Source organism: Xanthomonas axonopodis (assembly GCF_001304695.1).
In the GTDB taxonomy this organism is placed as follows: Bacteria; Pseudomonadota; Gammaproteobacteria; order Xanthomonadales; family Xanthomonadaceae; genus Xanthomonas; species Xanthomonas axonopodis.
This window is the reverse complement of the sequence record NZ_JFAQ01000091.1, coordinates 1-16,275: the sequence shown is the minus strand read 5'-3', so window position 1 is coordinate 16,275 and position 16,275 is coordinate 1. Positions and strand designations below refer to the sequence as shown.

13 protein-coding genes and 3 pseudogenes are annotated in these 16,275 nt (G+C 65.6%); 8 read left to right on the top strand and 8 right to left on the bottom strand.

From position 1 onward, the window contains the following. Positions 1-3 precede the first annotated feature (3 nt). Positions 4-1,449: a metalloprotease TldD gene (gene tldD / locus XAXN_RS09335; RefSeq protein ID WP_054319329.1), complete on the top strand. Its 1,446-nt coding sequence runs from the start codon at positions 4-6 to the stop codon at positions 1,447-1,449. 256 nt (positions 1,450-1,705) lie between these two features. Here the strand turns inward: tldD and yjgA are convergent, their stop codons facing one another. Beyond that, a complete protein-coding gene (gene yjgA / locus XAXN_RS09330; RefSeq protein WP_042822993.1) occupies positions 1,706-2,284 on the bottom strand; it encodes a ribosome biogenesis factor YjgA in 579 nt (192 codons plus the stop codon). Positions 2,285-2,431: 147 nt separating this feature from the next. Here yjgA and pmbA point away from each other — a divergent pair, with 147 nt between their 5' ends. Both pmbA and XAXN_RS09320 read left to right on the top strand, forming a co-directional pair. Continuing rightward, positions 2,432-3,799, top strand: a complete 1,368-nt coding sequence (gene pmbA, locus XAXN_RS09325) for a metalloprotease PmbA (protein ID WP_054319328.1) — start codon at positions 2,432-2,434, stop codon at positions 3,797-3,799. 331 nt (positions 3,800-4,130) lie between these two features. Further along, positions 4,131-4,592, top strand: coding sequence for a DUF4870 domain-containing protein (locus tag XAXN_RS09320; RefSeq protein ID WP_054319327.1), 462 nt, complete (start codon positions 4,131-4,133; stop codon positions 4,590-4,592). A gap of 69 nt (positions 4,593-4,661) precedes the next feature. Here XAXN_RS09320 and XAXN_RS09315 read toward each other — a convergent pair. The 5 genes and pseudogenes from XAXN_RS09315 to XAXN_RS09295 all read right to left on the bottom strand — a co-directional run bounded on the left by XAXN_RS09315 (position 4,662) and on the right by XAXN_RS09295 (position 10,767). After that, a pseudogene (locus XAXN_RS09315) lies at positions 4,662-5,759 on the bottom strand (M35 family metalloendopeptidase). Positions 5,760-6,217: 458 nt separating this feature from the next. Beyond that, positions 6,218-7,093, bottom strand: coding sequence for a polyprenyl synthetase family protein (locus XAXN_RS09310; protein ID WP_054319326.1), 876 nt, complete (start codon positions 7,091-7,093; stop codon positions 6,218-6,220). 1 nt (position 7,094) lies between these two features. After that, positions 7,095-7,355: an exodeoxyribonuclease VII small subunit gene (locus XAXN_RS09305; protein ID WP_003486852.1), complete on the bottom strand. Its 261-nt coding sequence runs from the start codon at positions 7,353-7,355 to the stop codon at positions 7,095-7,097. A gap of 31 nt (positions 7,356-7,386) precedes the next feature. Further along, on the bottom strand, positions 7,387-8,688 hold the full coding sequence (gene tilS / locus XAXN_RS09300) for a tRNA lysidine(34) synthetase TilS (RefSeq protein WP_054319325.1): 1,302 nt from the start codon (positions 8,686-8,688) through the stop codon (positions 7,387-7,389). Between the two features lie 384 nt (positions 8,689-9,072). Next, on the bottom strand, positions 9,073-10,767 hold the full coding sequence (locus XAXN_RS09295; RefSeq protein WP_054319324.1) for an alkaline phosphatase family protein: 1,695 nt from the start codon (positions 10,765-10,767) through the stop codon (positions 9,073-9,075). Between the two features lie 143 nt (positions 10,768-10,910). On the opposite strand from XAXN_RS09295, the gene XAXN_RS09290 reads away from it, so the two are divergent. The 3 genes and pseudogenes from XAXN_RS09290 (at position 10,911) to XAXN_RS09280 (ending at position 13,837) form a co-directional block, all read left to right on the top strand. Then, entirely contained in the window at positions 10,911-12,251 is a 1,341-nt protein-coding gene (locus XAXN_RS09290; protein ID WP_054319323.1) for a dicarboxylate/amino acid:cation symporter, read from the top strand. Between the two features lie 9 nt (positions 12,252-12,260). Continuing rightward, complete coding sequence (locus tag XAXN_RS09285; RefSeq protein ID WP_054319322.1) at positions 12,261-13,097, top strand: class I SAM-dependent methyltransferase; 837 nt, start codon at positions 12,261-12,263, stop codon at positions 13,095-13,097. Between the two features lie 247 nt (positions 13,098-13,344). Then, positions 13,345-13,837 (top strand): annotated as a pseudogene (locus XAXN_RS09280) (acyl-CoA thioesterase). 209 nt (positions 13,838-14,046) lie between these two features. Here XAXN_RS09280 and XAXN_RS09275 read toward each other — a convergent pair. Both XAXN_RS09275 and XAXN_RS09270 read right to left on the bottom strand, forming a co-directional pair. Continuing rightward, complete coding sequence (locus XAXN_RS09275) at positions 14,047-14,814, bottom strand: C40 family peptidase (protein ID WP_054319321.1); 768 nt, start codon at positions 14,812-14,814, stop codon at positions 14,047-14,049. Positions 14,815-14,884: 70 nt separating this feature from the next. Beyond that, entirely contained in the window at positions 14,885-15,466 is a 582-nt protein-coding gene (locus XAXN_RS09270) for a C40 family peptidase (RefSeq protein ID WP_054319357.1), read from the bottom strand. Positions 15,467-15,575: 109 nt separating this feature from the next. Here XAXN_RS09270 and XAXN_RS09265 point away from each other — a divergent pair, with 109 nt between their 5' ends. Both XAXN_RS09265 and XAXN_RS21095 read left to right on the top strand, forming a co-directional pair. Continuing rightward, the gene (locus XAXN_RS09265) at positions 15,576-16,055 is read left to right on the top strand and encodes an FKBP-type peptidyl-prolyl cis-trans isomerase (RefSeq protein ID WP_054319320.1); all 480 of its coding nucleotides are present in this window, start codon (positions 15,576-15,578) and stop codon (positions 16,053-16,055) included. Positions 16,056-16,126: 71 nt separating this feature from the next. Next, positions 16,127-16,275: pseudogene (locus XAXN_RS21095) on the top strand (IS5/IS1182 family transposase); the annotation flags it as partial.

Genomic DNA, 16,275 nt, shown 5'->3' with positions numbered 1-16,275 from the left:
CACATGACCGATAACGCTCTCACTCTGGCCGAAACCCGGCTACTGCTTCCTTCCGGCCTGGATGCCGGCCATCTCGACCGCACCTTCGGCGCCCTGCTGGGCCCGGGCATCGACTTCGGCGATCTGTATTTCCAGCATTCGCGGCGCGAGAGCTGGAGCGTGGAAGACGGCATCGTCAAGGACGGTGCGCATTCCATCGAACAGGGCGTGGGCGTGCGCGCGATCTCTGGCGAAAAAACCGGCTTCGCCTATTCCGACGACATCCATCGCGATGCCCTGCTCGAAGCGGCACAGTCCGCGCGCGCGATTTCGCGCGAGGGCGGCGCGCAATCCACCCGTTCGCTGGTGCGCGGCAATGGCCGTGCGTTGTACCCGGCCACCGATCCCATCGACGACATGGACAGCGCCACCAAAGTGGACCTGCTGCGCCGGATCGACCAGTTTCTGTGTGCTGCCGACCCGCGTGTCAAGCAGGTGATGGTGAGCCTGTCCGGCGGCGTGGACACGGTGCTGATCGCCCGCAGCGACGGCGTGCTGGCAGCAGATGTGCGGCCGCTGGTGCGCTTGAACGTGCAGGTGATCGTCGAACACGGCGGCCGGCGCGAATCCGGTTATTCCGGCGGCGGCGGGCGTTACGGCTATGCCGAGCTGTTTGCCGACGGCCGCCCCGAAGGATTTGCGCGCGAAGCACTGCGCCAGGCGTTGGTGAATCTGGATGCGATCCCGGCGCCGGCCGGGGTGATGCCGGTGGTGCTTGGTCCGGGCTGGCCCGGCGTGCTGTTGCACGAGGCGGTAGGCCACGGTCTGGAAGGCGATTTCAACCGCAAGGGCACCAGCGTCTACGCCGGCCGCATCGGCGAGCGCGTGGCCTCGCCGGGCGTGACCATCGTCGATGACGGCACCCTGGACGGGCGCCGCGGCTCGCTCAATATCGATGACGAAGGCACGCCCAGCCAGTGCACCACGCTGATCGAAGACGGCGTGCTGGTGGGCTACATGCAGGACAGCCACAACGCGCGCCTGATGGGCGTGGCGCCCACCGGCAACGGCCGCCGCGAATCGTTCGCGCATCTGACCATGCCGCGCATGACCAACACCTACATGCGCGCCGGCCAGCACGATCCGGAAGAGATGATCCGCTCGGTCAAGAAGGGCATCTACGCGGTGAACTTCGGTGGTGGCCAAGTCGACATCACCAGCGGCAAATACGTGTTTTCGGCCACCGAGGCCTACCTGATCGAAGACGGCAAGGTCACCGCACCGGTCAAGGGCGCCACCCTGATCGGCAATGGCCCGGAAACCATGCAGAAGGTGCGCATGATCGGCAACGACCTGGCGCTGGACGAAGGCGTGGGCGTGTGCGGCAAGGACGGGCAGAGCGTGCCGGTCGGCGTCGGCCAGCCGTCGCTGTTGATCGACGGCATCACGGTTGGCGGAACGCAGGCCTGAGATGCGGGGATTTGGGAATCGGGATTCGGGATTCGCAACGGCAGGAGCGCGGCGCCATGTGGCCGTGCCTTGCGCTGCGTCGGTCTTGAAACCGCGATTCGGGATCAGAGCACTGGGAAGCGCGGCGGTAGAGGCGCGCAGCGTCTTCGGCGCTCAGGTGTCGCCTACCCGGGTTGCTGATGGTGGACGCATGCTGCCGCGGTTGGCAGCGGCGGAGGCGCTCGGTGAGTGGCTCCACGATTGCGGCCGCCAGATCCTATTCTTCGTCTTCCAGATCCTGGTCGTCTTCCAATCCCGAATCCCCACTCTCCAATCCCTGCTCCTGCGACAGCTCGCGCAGCACCTGGAACAGTTCGCGGTAGGCGCGCGGAGGCTTGTTTTTGGCGCGTTCGTGGATCGCGTTGCGCACCAGCTGACGCAGTTGCTGGCGGTCGGCGGCCGGGTAGGCTTCCAGCAGTTCGGCCAGCGCCACGTCGCCGTCGGCGAGCAGGCGTTCGCGCCAGTGCTCGACCCGGTGGATCGCCGCCACTTCGCGGCGCGCAGTGTCGCTGTTTGCGTCCAGCGCATCGCGGATGGCTGCCAGGGTTTCATCGTCCTCGCGGCGCATGTGCTTGGCCAGAAACGCCAGCTGCCGCTTGTGCGCGATATGCGAGGTGATGCGCTTGCTCTCTTCGATATGCGGGATCAGCGACTCGGGCACCGGCAACTTGGCCAGCTGCGCCGGGGTCAGCGCCACCAGCTTCTCGCCCAGGTCGAAAATCTCCAGCGCCTCGCGCCGCTGCTGGCTGCGGCTGGCGCCGCGAAATTCACCGGTCTCTTCATCGCGTCCGCGCATTGCCACCACATCCCGAAACTTGGTCGATAAATAACTGCGGCCTCGAACGGCCGGGCGTCGGCGGAACAACTCCGTACCGAATTCAAACACTCCGGCCATGGATGACCGGGCTTTCGCGGACGGATCCACGTTTCCAAGGATAAAGCATTGAACGCACTCTCCTCCGAAATCCGTGTGACCGACGACAGCCTGCAGCGCCTGGACGCGCTCACCGACATCTCCCAGCGCCTGCTCGAGCGCGCGCGCGCTGCCGGCGCCACCCAGGCCGAAGTGAGCTGCAGCGAAGAGCGCGGCCTGGAGGTCAATGTGCGGCTGGGCGATGTGGAGACGGTCGAATCCACCCGCGATCGCGGCATTGCGGTCACGGTCTACTTCGGCAAGCGCAAGGGCAGTGCCAGCACCGCCGACCTGCAGGATTCCAGCCTGGAGTCCACCGTGGCGCAGGCCTGCGCGATCGCCCGCTTCACCGAAGACGACGTGGCCGCCGGGCTGGCCGAGCCGGAGTTGATGGCGCGCGAGTTCCCCGAGCTGGATAGCTGGCATCCGTGGGCGCTGGACGCCGACACCGCCGTGGATCTGGCGCTGGCCTGCGAAACCGCCGGCCGCGACGCCGATGCGCGCATCAGCAACTCCGACGGCGCCTCGGCCAGCACCGGGCTCAGCCTGTCGGTGTACGCCAATTCGCATGGCTTCATCGGCCGCGAGCGCGGTACCCATCATTCGATCAGCTGCGCGCTGATCGCCGGCCAGGGCGACGGCATGCAGCGCGACGGCTGGTACAGCAGCGCGCTGGCACGCGAAGACCTGGAAGCGCCCGATGCGATCGGCCGCCATGCTGCCGAGCGTACCGTGGCGCGCTTGCAGCCGCGTTCGCTGCCCACCGGTCAGTTGCCGGTGCTGTTTGCTCCGGAAGTGGCGCGCTCGTTGGTCGGCCACCTGCTCGGTGCGGTCTCCGGCGGCGCGCTGTATCGCCGTGCCAGCTTCCTGCTCGACAGCGTCGGCAGCAGGTTGTTCCCGGACTGGTTCAACATCGAAGAGCTGCCGCACCTGCGCCGCGGTTTGCGCTCGGCCGCCTTCGACGGCGAAGGCGTGGCGACGCGGCGTTCGGCGCTGATCACCGACGGCGTGCTGCAACGCTATGTGCTGGGCAGCTATTCGGCGCGCAAGCTGGGCCTGCAGACCACCGCCAATGCCGGTGGCGTGCATAACCTGCAGGTCACCGCCAATGCGGGCGATCTGGCGTCGATGATTGCCGGCATGTCGCGCGGCCTGCTGGTCACCGAATTGATGGGCAATGGCGTCAATCCCGTCACCGGCGACTATTCGCGCGGGGCCGGTGGCTTCTGGATCGAGAATGGCGTGATTGCCTATCCGGTCGATGGCCTGACCATCGCCGGCAATCTGCGCGACATGTTCGCCGGCATCGAGGCGGTGGGCAGCGATGTCGATCCGCGCTCGCACGTCAAGATCGGCTCGGTGCTGATCAACCGCATGACGGTGGCGGGCGACAGCTGAGCGGGATTGGTTGTGCCGATCTCACCGGTTTCCGCGCGGCAGCTTGTTGTGTACGGGCACGCCTGGCGAGCAGTCGCTCGAACTGGACGGTGCATGTGCGTAGCGCCGAAGCGGGCAGGTCACCGTTCGCCCCCGCTGTCTCCAACGCGAGATGCGTAAAAGGCTATGGATCATGCGGCGGCGCGCGCGACGTGCGAGGGCTAGCTATGCAGCGACAACGCCGGTGAACACGCTGCCTGCGTGTTGCGGGCGGCGCGAAGCTCGTAGCAAGGCAGGGCTTTCTTTTTCGAAATGACGCGGCCCTTTGCAGCCACGGCCAGGCCGCGCGCCCATGTCTTTCCGCACTGGTGGCTGGCTGAATCGTTGCTATAGTCCGCCGCACCACAACCATGCACGGGGAGACATGATGAGCGAATTCGAATCGCACGCCGCACCGCCGCCGCCGCCGGTCGGCACCAGTCCGTCGGAGGAGCGTACGCTTGCGCTCGCCGCGCATCTGCTCGGCATCGTGACCTCGTTTGTCGGCGCGTTGGTGATCTGGTTGATCAGCAAGGACGCCAGCCCGTCCAAGCCGTTCGCGACCGATCAAGCCAAGGAAGCGCTGAATTTCCAGATCACCGTGCTCATTGCCACCGTGGCAGCGATCTTTCTGACCATTGTCTCGTTCGGCATCCTGTTCTTCTTGCCGACGCTGGTGTGGATTGCCAACCTGGTGCTGTGCATCCTGGCCGCAGTCAAGGCCAACGACGGCGAGCATTACCGTTACCCGTTCGCGCTGCGCCTGATCAAGTAATCGGTGCGGTGGAAACAACAAAGGCCCGGCAGCGATGCCGGGCCTTTGTCGTATCAGCCGATGCCGCGATCAGTTCTGCGCCGGGGTGTTTTCGGCGAAGTACTCATGGCTGTCGGCGTTGGTGATGGCCTGGGCCGGGTTGCTGGTCGCCAGGCTGCGCGCGCCGGACTGGCCATAGACGCGGTCCTGGGTACCGGCGGCGACCGTGAAGTGACTCATTTCGTGCACCAGCGTGCCGGCCTTGGAGTCGGTGCCGGTGGTCGACGCACTCCAGAAGGCGTTGCAGACGTGGATCTCGTACGGCTGGTTCGGATAGACGTAGGCATAGGCGTCTGCCAGATCCGCATCGCACTTGCAGTTGATCGTCAGCTGGCCGTTGTTCTGGTCCAGCGCATTATCGATGTTGACGAAGTTCGAGCTCACCCGGCTATAGCGCGAGGCGTTATAGGTTCCGAACCAGGTAGTGTAGCGCGCGCTTGTGCTGCCGGCATTGAGGTAGTTGCGCGCGTTCTGCGAGTAGTTGCGCGCGGCAGTGACGGCACTGGCGATCTGGCTGGTGCGGGTGGTGCTGCAGTTGAGGTAATCGATGCCGTTGACCACGGCGGTCGGGCCGACTGCGAGCTGGCGCTGTACACCCCGGTTGACGCCGTCCAGCCACACGGTGAGCGGGGTGCTGGTGGCCACGGCCGGCTCGCCGTTGGTCGCCTTCATCAGGCTGCCGTCGGCGAAGGAGGCTTACTGCAGCGCCGAGCGCACCTGGATGGTGTAGTTGCCGCTGGTGGACAGATCGTAGGCGCCGGCCAGATCGACCTCGCCCTTTACGCTCTGGCCGCGCTGCAGGATGGTGAAATCGGCGGCCTTGGGCAGGCCGCGCTTGACCAGGCGCTCGGTGTAGTCCACTGGCTTGCCGTCGCGGCTCACTTCCAGAATGCCGTTATCCAGCGACTCCAGCGGCAGCTGATACGTCGGCACGCGGGCGATCTGGCTGCCGTGATTGGTGACCGTGACGGCGATCTTGCCCTGATGACGCCCAGCCTGGTCGGCCACTGGCGACAGTTCGATGGCCAACGGAACCGGGCCGCGCACGGACTGCGCCTGCGCCGATCCGAGGACGCCAACAACGGCCAGCGTGCCTGCTGCAAACGATGCGAAAAAAACGTTCTTCACCAGTAACTCTCCGTGTGATCGGGGAATGTCCGCGGATGCGGGCAAGCCAAACCTAGGCAGTGCGAGCGGACGCGACAAGTTATTCAATTGCGAATATTTTCGTTCGTAGCGAACTTATGAACGCTGCCGAAATATCACGGGTGTCGATAATTCAGCTTTAAGTGTGCAGTCGGTCATGTGCTGCGGCTTCGAATGTATTAACGACTGACACAAACGCACCTGAGAAAAGTTGCAATGTGTGACCGATTTCGCTTGTTGGCGGTACGCGCCGCAGGCGTTGACCGTGCGCTGGCGCACGGAGTGCGCAAATCGTGTCCGGCGCGTCCGGTTTATGTCGCAAATCGTCTCGATGTGGCCGCACGAGCGACCAGCGCGCCGTTGCGGCACGCTGGAACTTCAGATCGATTCGGTAGCGGCCGTTCCCGCTTGCTGCGGTTTAGCGGCATTAGGAGCGGCGCCTAGTGCGCGCGGTTCACCGCAAACCGGCCCAAGCTGGCCAACGTCTCGCCGGGTGGCCCGTAGGGCTGCAGGACGTCATGCATGCGCGCGGCAAGTTCGGCCAGCTTCGCCTTGGCGCCGTCCATCCCCAGCAGGGCGGGGTAGGTGGATTTGGATTGCGCCGCGTCCTTGCCGGCGGTCTTGCCCAGCTGCGCCGAGCTCGATTCCACATCCAGGATGTCGTCGCGCACCTGGAAGGCCAGGCCCAGCGCGTCGGCAAACTCGTCCAGACGCTGCTGGTCGGTCGCCGCGGCGCCTCCGGTGAGTGCACCCATCCGTACCGCTGCGCGGATCAACGCGCCGGTCTTGAGCGCATGCATGCGTTGCAGGTCCTGCAGCGATTGCAGTTGCCCGGTCGCATCGATATCCAGCGCCTGGCCGCCGCACATGCCGGCCGCGCCCGCAGCGGTGGCCAGGCTCTGCATCCAGCTAACGCGCAGTGCGGCGCTGGCAGATGCAGTGGCGAGTAATTCGAATGCGCGCGTCTGCAAGGCATCGCCGGCCAGAATCGCGGTGGCCTCATCGAAGGCGATATGCACGGTGGGCCGGCCGCGTCGCAGCGCGTCGTCGTCCATCGCCGGCAAGTCGTCGTGCACCAGCGAATAGGCGTGAATCAGCTCTACCGCCACCGCGGGCGTGTCGAGGTGATCCTCGGCCGCACCGAACAATGCGCCGCTTGCGTAGACCAGCAGCGGACGCATGCGCTTGCCTCCGCCCAGCACGGCATGGCGCATCGCTGCATGCAGGCGCTGCGGCGCATGCGTGGCGCTCGGCAAGCCGGCTTCCAGGCTGCGTTCGCTGCGGGCGATCCAGTGGTCGAACAGCGCCGAGCTCACATCAGCCGTCCAGCGACGGCGGTTCGAAGGCTTCGGCAAGCTCGGGGCGGGCGGGGTCGGTCAACAAGCGCACGCGCAGTTCGGCCTGTTCCAGCGCCTGCTGGCAATCGCGGTACAAGCCGATGCCGCGTTCGTAGGCCGTGAGCGATTGCTCCAGGCTCAGATCGCCGACTTCCATCTTCTGCACCAGTTGCTCGAGTTCTTCCAGCGACTGTTCGAAGCGGGCAACCGGGGACGTTTCGTTCAAGGACTTCTTGGCCATCGCTAAAGTGTGCGGCGCGCGCGCAGGCCGGTCAATTCGCATCGGCAGCCGTGCGCCAGTGCAGCGATGCGGCGTTGGCCTGCAACCATGTGTCCAAGCTGCCGGAAATGATGCGATCGCCAGCGGCGAGCACCTGCGCACCTTCCCACAGGATCGGCAGGCGCCCGCGTTCCCACGGCGGTAGATCCAGCGCCTGCAGCAGGTGTTTGAGTTGGTGCGAATGCGTGCGCTGCGGCAACACGATGCGCTCGCCGCCCTGGCGTGCGCGCACCAGCAGCGGTTGCGCAAAGCGCAGGCCGGGTGCGCCGAGCAGCCGCAACTGCGCACCGTCGGGGAGGTGCAGGGGCGCTGCGCCGTCCCACTGCGCATGCCAGTCCGACGGCCAGACCGCAGCGGGGCGATGCAGAAACAGGCACTGGCGCCAGCGACGTACTTCTACCTGCTGCCACGCAAAGCAGGCGTGCCGATCTGCAGCGCGATTGTCGATTTCCTGTTCCAGTGCGGCCACACCTTGCGCAGGCAGCGGCGACGCGTGTGCCGCGCTCACCCAGGCGCGCAGTAGGCGTGTCCTTCGTTCCACCGGTTGCGCGCGCAATGCTTGCAGATCCAGCGCGCCGCTTGCGGTAAGCACGCCTGGCAACAACGCCATGTCCTGCTGCTGCAGTAATGCGCTGGCATCGGCGCTCAGTTGCGCACTGCGCGCCAATGCGTCGGGTGCTTGCGGCCAGCGTTGCTGCAGCAACGGCAAAACCTGGCTGCGCAGGAAATTGCGGTCGTGGCGCGGATCGGCATTGCTGGGGTCTTCGATCCAGCGCAAGCCTTGCGCATGCGCGTAGGCGAGCAGATCGGCGCGAGCATGCGCCAGCATCGGGCGCCACAGCGTGCCGTTGGCGAATGGACGTTGCGGGCGCATCGCCGCCAGGCCTTCGGGGCCGGAAGCACGCAGCGCACGCAGCAGGAACGTTTCCGCCTGGTCGTCGCGATGATGCGCCAGCGCCAGCCATTCGCCAGTGGTGAGAGCCTGCGCGAACGCCGCGTGGCGCGCGTGGCGTGCTGCCGCTTCCAGCCCAAGACCGCTGTCGCGTGCCACCTGCACCCGCACGATCTGCAACGGCACCTGCAGCGCGTCGCAGGTGCGTTGGCAATGCGCGGCCCAGGCATCGGCATCGGCATGCAGTCCATGATGCACATGCAGCGCGCGCAATCCTGCGTCTCGATAGCGCGGCGTTGCCGCCAGCAGATGCAGCAGCACGCTGGAATCCATCCCGCCGCTGTAGGCCAGCAGCACCGGGCCGGGCGGGGTGGCTGGCAGCAGCGGGGTGCCGGTCAGCACAGGTGCAACCTCGCAGCGGATCCTGCGCGCCTGATGAGCAGATGCCATCCCCGCTGCGTGATTGCCCGTCGGTCGCTTGCCCGGAGTGTTGCCTGCTGGGGACGCAGCGACGATTCCTCCGTTGTTCCCGGCGTCACAGAGCGCGAACAACCGCGCGCAGCTGCAGCCTTGGTCGCGGTGAGTCGTGCGACATGCTGCCGTGCACGGCCCTCACATCGGTTCGCGACGGCCCATCCGAGCACCACACCGATAGCTGGGAACCGCGGCCGATCGCAGGCGCGATTGCACATGGCGTTGGCGACGCCAGGCGGGCAGGTCGAGTGGCGATGCGTCGACCGCATCATGCGTCGGCGCGCCCGCCATCGCTGCAGCGCCGACTGCGCATCAGCGCTTGACCGCAGCCTCGAACGTGGCCGGCTTGGGCAATTCCACCGGCACACCAGCCGCATCGCAGGTGCCCGCCTTGCACAGGCGCTGGCGCAAGCGCGGAGTGGCCTGGACGATGACGTGGTAGATCACGTTCTCTTCCAGCGTGCCGCGGAATGCGGCGCTGCCGGGGCCGGTAGCCCAGATGCCCACATCTTCGCCGCCATGGCTTTCGGATTTGGTCGGCACCAGCGCTTCCTGCATGTAGCTGGGGGCTTCGGTGTCGACGTGGGTCAGGTCCGGGCGGCCAGCGGCCGGTTCGCTGCTGCTGGGTTCGTGTGGATACTTCTTGGGCCCGGCCGGCTGCGCGTTGCTGGCACCGGTGTAGCCGGGGCCGTTGGCGTAGCTGAGCGTGGTGTAGGGCTGGCCAGCCAGGTCGGTGGCCAGCTGGCTGCGGTCGCCTTCTTCGCCGCCGGTGCCGCGCACCTTGCCCAGGATCGGATTGCCGCGCACCGGGTAGCCGACGAAGTTGAGCGTGTGCGAATGGTCGGCGGTGACGATGATCAGCGTGTCCGGCGGCGCGGTCTGCACGGCAGCGCGCACCGCATCGGACAGCGACACGGTTTCATCGAGCGCGCGATAGGCATTGCCGGCGTGGTTGGCGTGATCGATACGGCCGCCTTCGACCATCAGGACGAAGCCATTGGGATCGCGCGACAGCGACTGGATCGCGGTGCGGGTCATCTCGGTCAGGCTGGGCTCGCCCTGCGGGGTGCGGTTGCGGTCGTGGTCGAACTGCATGTGATCCGGCTCGAACAGCCCCAGCAGCGCGGGTGCACCGGACGCAGCCTGCAACTGCTGCTCGTTCCAGACATAGGCGCCCTGCGGGTGTGCTTGTTTCCATTCGGCCACCAGATCGCGATCGTCCAGCCGCAGGCCCACCTTGCCGTCGTATTCCGGGTCGCGCTCCTGCACGCTCTGGAACCGGCTGCGTCCTCCGCCCAGCACCACCTGCGGGCCGCGTCCGTAGCGGGCGGTGGACAACAACTGCTGGGCGATGTCCTGGCAGCCGGCAGCACGCGCCGATTCGGGAAGGTCGGTGTCGTTTTCCCAGTTGCGGTCCGGCGAATGTGCATACGTTGCCGCCGGAGTGGCATGGGTCAGGCGCGTGGTGGTGACGATGCCGGTGCTGTCGGCCAGCTGCAGCCAGCTCAGCAGACCCTTGTTCAAGCTGTCGGCACAATCGCTGCGGTTGCCGCTGCTGACCCCGATCGCGCCCATGTGCGACTTCACGCCGGTGGTGATGGAGGTCATGGTGCCGGCCGAATCCGGCGTCTGCGAGTCGGTGTTGTAGGTCTTGCTGAAAGCGGTGGCGGGGAATTGTTCCCACGACAACAGGTTTTCTTCGCCTGGGCCGTCCTTGCGCTGGCCATCCAGGATGCGTGCGGCGGCGACCGTGGTCAGGCTCATGCCATCGCCCAGGAACAGGATCACGTTACGCGCCTTGCCGGCCATCGCGCCGTTGCCGGCAGCACGGGCCGCGCCCGAGCGGTACCACCATTGCGGGGTTTCGCCGGCCGGGTGCGTCATCGGCGGTACCTCCACGCGGACCGACCCAGGTGCGGAGGTGCTGCTCCCGGCGGTGGAGGCGCAGGCAGCGACGCACAGCGTGGTCAGGGCGGCGAGGGTGGGCAGGCGGCAACGCATCGGCATCGAACTCGTGGCTGAATCAATCCCCATTATGCCGCGCTGGGTGGTGTCACACCGATGACACAGCGCTGTTCCAGCTGTGGTCTCGCGGGCAAGGCGGCCCTGGGCTATGGTGCAAGCACTCTCCCCCCGGAAGATTCGACGACATGAAACTGGCTGCGGCGTGGTTGCGCATTCCGTTCTGGCAACGCGTGGTGGCCGGCTTCGTCCTCGGCGCGCTGGCCGGCTGGGCCATGGGCCCGGCGGCCGACGTGTGGTTCGGTCCCCTCGGCGATCTGTACGTCACGCTGATCAAGATGATCGCCATGCCGCTGGTGTTCTTCGCGGTGATCAATGCCATCTCGTCGTTGCATGGGCAAAAGTCGGTCGCCGCACTCGGCGGGCGCACGTTCTTGTGGTTCGTGATCACCGCGGCCTTGGCTGTGGGCGTGGGCCTGGCGGTGGGCACGATCATGCAGCCGGGCGCCGGCCATTTCAGTCTGAGCGTGGATTCGGCCTGGAAGCCGCGCGACGTGCCCAGCCCGGTCCAGGTGCTGCTGGATGTGGTGCCGTCCAACCCGTTCTACGCATTGACCGGCATCGGCACCAAGACCAACGCAGCCGGAGAAACCGTGCTGGCGGCGGGGCGTGGCTCGATCCTGCCGGTGATCTTCTTCGCCGCGTTGCTGGGCTTTGCGATGGTCAAGCTCGGCGAGCGGGTGGCCGAGGCGCGCAAGCTCACCGGGCAACTGAGCGACATCATGATCCAGGTAACGCGCTTCGTGCTGGAAATGACTCCGCTCGGCACCTTTGGCCTGATCGCTGGCCTGGTCGGCAGCTACGGTTTTTCGAAATTGCTGCCGTTCGGCAATTTCGTGCTCGCGCTGTATGTCGCCTGCGCGATCCACATTGTGGTGGTCTACAGCAGCCTGTTGCTCGCACATGGGCTTAACCCATGGAAGTTTTTCCGCGGTGCCGCGCCTGGCATGCAGGTGGCATTCGTCAGTTCGTCGAGCTTTGCGGCAATGCCGGTGGCGATGCGTTCGATCACGCATAACCTGGGGGTCAGCAAGGACTACGCCGCATTCGCAGTGCCGCTGGGTGCCAGCATCAAGATGGACGGCTGCGGCGCAATCTTCCCGGCGTTGTGCGCGGTGTTCATCGCGCAGTACACCGGTGTGCCGCTGACCGCCAACCAGTATGTCGTGGTGCTGATCGCCTCGGTGCTCGGCAGCTTCGGCACGGCCGGTGTGCCGGGCACGGCGGTCATCATGGCGACGGTGGTGTTGAGTGCGGCCAATCTGCCGCTGGAAGTGATCGGCTACCTGTATGCGATCGATCGTATCCTGGACATGATGCGCACCATGACCAACGTCACCGGGCAGATGCTGGTGCCGGTACTGGTGGCCAAGGAAACCGGCTTGCTCGACAAGCGCATCTACGAATCGGCCTCCACCAATGTGGGACTGGAAGAACCGCCGGCTGACAGCGCCACGCCACTGCGCTGAGGCAGCTTGATGCGTGTCGAATCTCTCACCCTGCGCGAACGGCTGCAGCAGCTGCCCGAGCTGCGGCGCATGAATGGCGTGTTCGTGCAGCGTGGTGTGACGGACGACCCCTTTGAAACGCACTACCTGGAGATCCGGCGCAAGGAAGGCCGGCTCTATACCGATGCGCAGGTGCGCAGCCTGCCGCGTCCGAGCGGAAAATTGGGGGCAACGCTGGAATGGCGCGTGCGCGCGCTGTCGAGCAGCTTGCTGGTGCAGCACCTGGCCACGCATGCCGGCGAGGGCGCCATCCTCGAACTCGGTTGCGGCAATGGCTGGCTATCGCACTTGCTGGCGCAGTCGCTGCAGCGCGAGGTCTGCGGCATCGACGTCAATCGCACCGAACTCACCCAGGCCGCACGCGTGTTCGGCCATGCAGCGCGCTTGAGTTTCATCGCTGGCGACATCCAGACTGTGGCACTGCCGCGCGAAGTGTTTGACATCATCGTGCTACCCGCCTGCGTACAGTATTTTGCCGATGCGGGCGCGTTGATCGAGCGCTTGCTCGCGCATTTGCGCGAGGATGGCGAGCTGCATATTCTCGATAGCCCGCTCTACGCCACGCCGCAGCGCGTCCAAGGGAGTGCCGCACGCAGCCTGCGCTACTTCACCGAGCTGGGCGTTCCGGAACTGGCCGCGCATTACCACCAGCATACCTACGCGACGTTCGATCGCTTTGCAGTGCAGTGGTTGTTCGACCCGCGTCGTTGGAGTGCCCGTGCGCGAAAGGCGCTCAGATTGTCGCAGCCGCATTTCCCGTGGCTGTGTCTGCGCAAGCGGGACAAGCTCGGGGTGCTGGGCGGTTGAGTGTGCTTGTGGATGTTGTCTGACAACGCGGGGCGTGTGCGTCAGGCGATCTGGCGATGACGCTTCTTGCGCTCGTGGGCGAATTTCAAGGCATCCGGCATTTGCCGATGGACAGATGGGAAAATGAAGCGTGTGCCGGCCGATGTTCGTAGGCGCTCACGTCGACCGGTACGGCAATCGCGTTGCGGATACGACGAGCTTCAACCACATGGCACACTTCCAGCACATCCATTGACGAGGGCGGGCGGTGATTGGCCAACAGCGTGATCTGACATTTCGTTTTCTGGCCGAGCCCAGCGACGTCAACTTCGGCTGCAAGGTGCATGGCGGCGTGGTGATGAAGTGGATCGACGAGGTTGGTTTTGCGGCCGCCAGTGGTTGGAGCGGGCATTACTGCGTCACCGTGGCGGTGGGCGGCATCCGCTTCGTGGCACCGGTGCGCATCGGCGATCTGGTGGCGGTGTCGGTCACGCTGGTCTACACCGGCCTCAGCAGCATGCATTTCTGACATCGATATGCGTGCGCGCAGTCCGATGGGGGGCGATTCGCGCCTGTGCACGCATTGCATCATCGTGTTCGTGGCGATGGACCCGGACGGCGTCACCCCGGTGGAAGTACCGTCCGGGCGGCCCGACACCCCGGAAGATCGACGCCTGGCCGAATACGCGCTCAAGGTGATGGAGTTGAGCAAGGGCATCGAGGACACCATGGCGCGGTACAAGGCCGATACTTCGCAGTAAGCCGCATCATCCCGTGGACGGGCAGGTCTCTGCCCGATGACAGCGCATGCGGTGCGGGCAGCGTGGCTCTTGCTGTGCCTGGGAGGTGGGCCGGTAGACGCCAATGGAGGCCGCACAGCGGCCACATGGACGTCGCGGCCCGGTTGCGCGCAAGAAAAAGGCCGCGAGATCGCCGCGGTCTTTTTTGCCTGGAGTCGAACAACCGAGCGTTACAGCACCCGGCGTGCCTGGATGAACTTCTCGCTCCAGTAGCCGCTCGCCAGCGAATCCACGCGCACATCCTTGCCGCGGCTGGGTGCGTGCAGGAACTTGCCGTCGCCGACCACCAGGCCGACGTGGTCGATACGACCGCGCTTGCCGAAGAACACCAGGTCGCCAGCCTTCAGCGCGCTCGGGTCCTTGATCAGCTCGGCCGATTCGTCGCGGGCGATGTCGCGCGAAACACGCGGCAGGTCGATGCCGAGCGCAGTCTTGAACACATAGCCGACCAGGCCGCTGCAGTCGAACCCTTCGGTGGACTCGCCGCCCCAGACGTACGGGGTACCGAGCAGGGCCATGGCGCGCTGCAGGATCACCTGCACGCGGCTGTCGGCCACGGCGTTTTGGGCAGCATTGGCCGCGCTCTGCGACACGTCGTAATTGGCAAGCAGGCGGCTGAGATCGCCGGCGAACATCGCCGAGCGGTCCATCAGCGGAATGGCGTCGTTGGCGGCCAGGTGCGGAAGCAGGGCGGCCAGCGTTGCGGTGGCAGCGGCGTCGGCGCGGCTGCGGGTTGCGGCTTTGTCGGCAGCGACGGCAGCGACGGCAGCGACGGCGCTATCTGGCGTGGTCGTCTGCGGAGCGGATGGCGTGCTGTTGGCGTTCTGCGCGAATGCGGGAAGTGCTGCAATCAGGAGAGCGGTGGCGCATAGCAGGCGGAGCGGTTTCCGGGGCGGAAGCAGTGCGGCGCCAGTTTTGGTCTGTTCGTCGTTCGTCACGCGGGAATCACAGTTCTGCTGTCGATGCGAGATGATGCCCTGGTGAAAGAATCGTTACGTTCAAAAAAAGTTAAATTTCCGTTTTATTATTTGTGACAGAAGTCTCATTTTGGTGCAAAACCCGCTTTGAACCTGAATAATGATCACGCCAGTAAGCCCCATCAAGAAAATCCAAGCGGACCGTACCGCCGGTGGTAGGGGCATGCACGAAGCGACCTTCACCGACATAAATGCCGACGTGGGTCACGTTGCCTCCGGAGCCGAAAAACACCAGATCGCCGGTGGCAAGTCGCTCGGGCGGGATGCGCGGGCCCTGGATTGCGGCCAGTTCGCGCGAGGTGCGCGGTAGCGCCAAGGCCAAGACATCCTTGTAGACATAGGTGACCAGCCCGCTGCAGTCGAACCCGGTCTCCGGCGTGTTGCCGCCGAACCGGTATGGGGTGCCCACCAGCCCCAACGCGCGCATCAGGATGTTGTTGGCGGCGGCCGGGTCGGCCGGCGCGATCTGCGGCCACACGCGCGCTGCCGGTGGTGGCGCGGCCGGGCGCCGCACCGGTGCGTGCGACGAACAGCCCCCCAGGAGCAGCAGGCCCAGCAACAGGCTGGCCGCGGCGCGTCGGGCGCAGCCGGCGAAAACTGGCGTGATATGCATGGAGCCGGGATAATGGGCGGTTCGAAAGGTCGCCATGATGGCGGCGCACCCGGCGGCCGACAAGCCGTCCTCAACCGTCTGCCAACGGGCAGCCCATTCAGAGCCAGGCATGAAGATCGAAAAAGACAGCGTCGTCCGCTTCCATTACACCGTTTCGGAGATCGGCCAGGAGCCGATCGAGAGCTCCAAGGAGCGTGACCCGTTGGCGATCATGATCGGCCACGGCAACATCATCCCGGGCCTGGAAGCGGCCATGATGGGTAAGGAAGTCGGCGAGAGCTTCGGCGTGGACGTCAAGGCGATCGAAGCCTATGGCGAATACCGCGAAGGCCTGAGCCAGCGCGTGCCCAAGAAGCATTTCGGCGCCACCAAGCTGGTGCCCGGCACCCAGGTCGTGCTGCAGACCAACTTCGGCCCGCGCGCAGTGACGGTGCAGAAAGTCGGCATGAGCGTGGTCGATGTTGACCTCAATCACCCCATGGCCGGCAAGGATCTGCATTTCGACGTGGAGATCGTTGAAGTGCGCGAAGCCACCGCGGAAGAGCGCGACCACGGCCATGTGCACGGCGACGGCGATCATCACCACTAAGCTTAGGGCAACGCTGATCAAGTTCCAAAGATGCGAGGATAAGTGCTTCGCAGCGATGGTGGTGCAAGCCGATGAAGCAGCGGACCTTGGCAATGTCAGCTGACCAGGGCAACGGGTTTGAACAGTACCGTCGCCCGACGCGGCGCGATGTGTTCCTGGCACGGATGGAGACGCTGGTGCCGTGGATGGCACTGTGCGCGGTGATCGCCCCGCACTATCC

Coding starts and splice junctions, on each gene's coding strand:
- XAXN_RS09265 (WP_054319320.1), top strand. CDS start 15,576: ATGAAGATCGAAAAAGACAGCGTCGTCCGCTTCCATTACACCGTTTCG.
- XAXN_RS09305 (WP_003486852.1), bottom strand. CDS start 7,355: ATGGCCAAGAAGTCCTTGAACGAAACGTCCCCGGTTGCCCGCTTCGAA.
- XAXN_RS09270 (WP_054319357.1), bottom strand. CDS start 15,466: ATGCATATCACGCCAGTTTTCGCCGGCTGCGCCCGACGCGCCGCGGCC.
- XAXN_RS09285 (WP_054319322.1), top strand. CDS start 12,261: ATGCGTGTCGAATCTCTCACCCTGCGCGAACGGCTGCAGCAGCTGCCC.
- tldD (WP_054319329.1), top strand. CDS start 4: ATGACCGATAACGCTCTCACTCTGGCCGAAACCCGGCTACTGCTTCCT.
- XAXN_RS09320 (WP_054319327.1), top strand. CDS start 4,131: ATGTCTTTCCGCACTGGTGGCTGGCTGAATCGTTGCTATAGTCCGCCG.
- yjgA (WP_042822993.1), bottom strand. CDS start 2,284: ATGCGCGGACGCGATGAAGAGACCGGTGAATTTCGCGGCGCCAGCCGC.
- XAXN_RS09290 (WP_054319323.1), top strand. CDS start 10,911: ATGAAACTGGCTGCGGCGTGGTTGCGCATTCCGTTCTGGCAACGCGTG.
- XAXN_RS09295 (WP_054319324.1), bottom strand. CDS start 10,767: ATGCCGATGCGTTGCCGCCTGCCCACCCTCGCCGCCCTGACCACGCTG.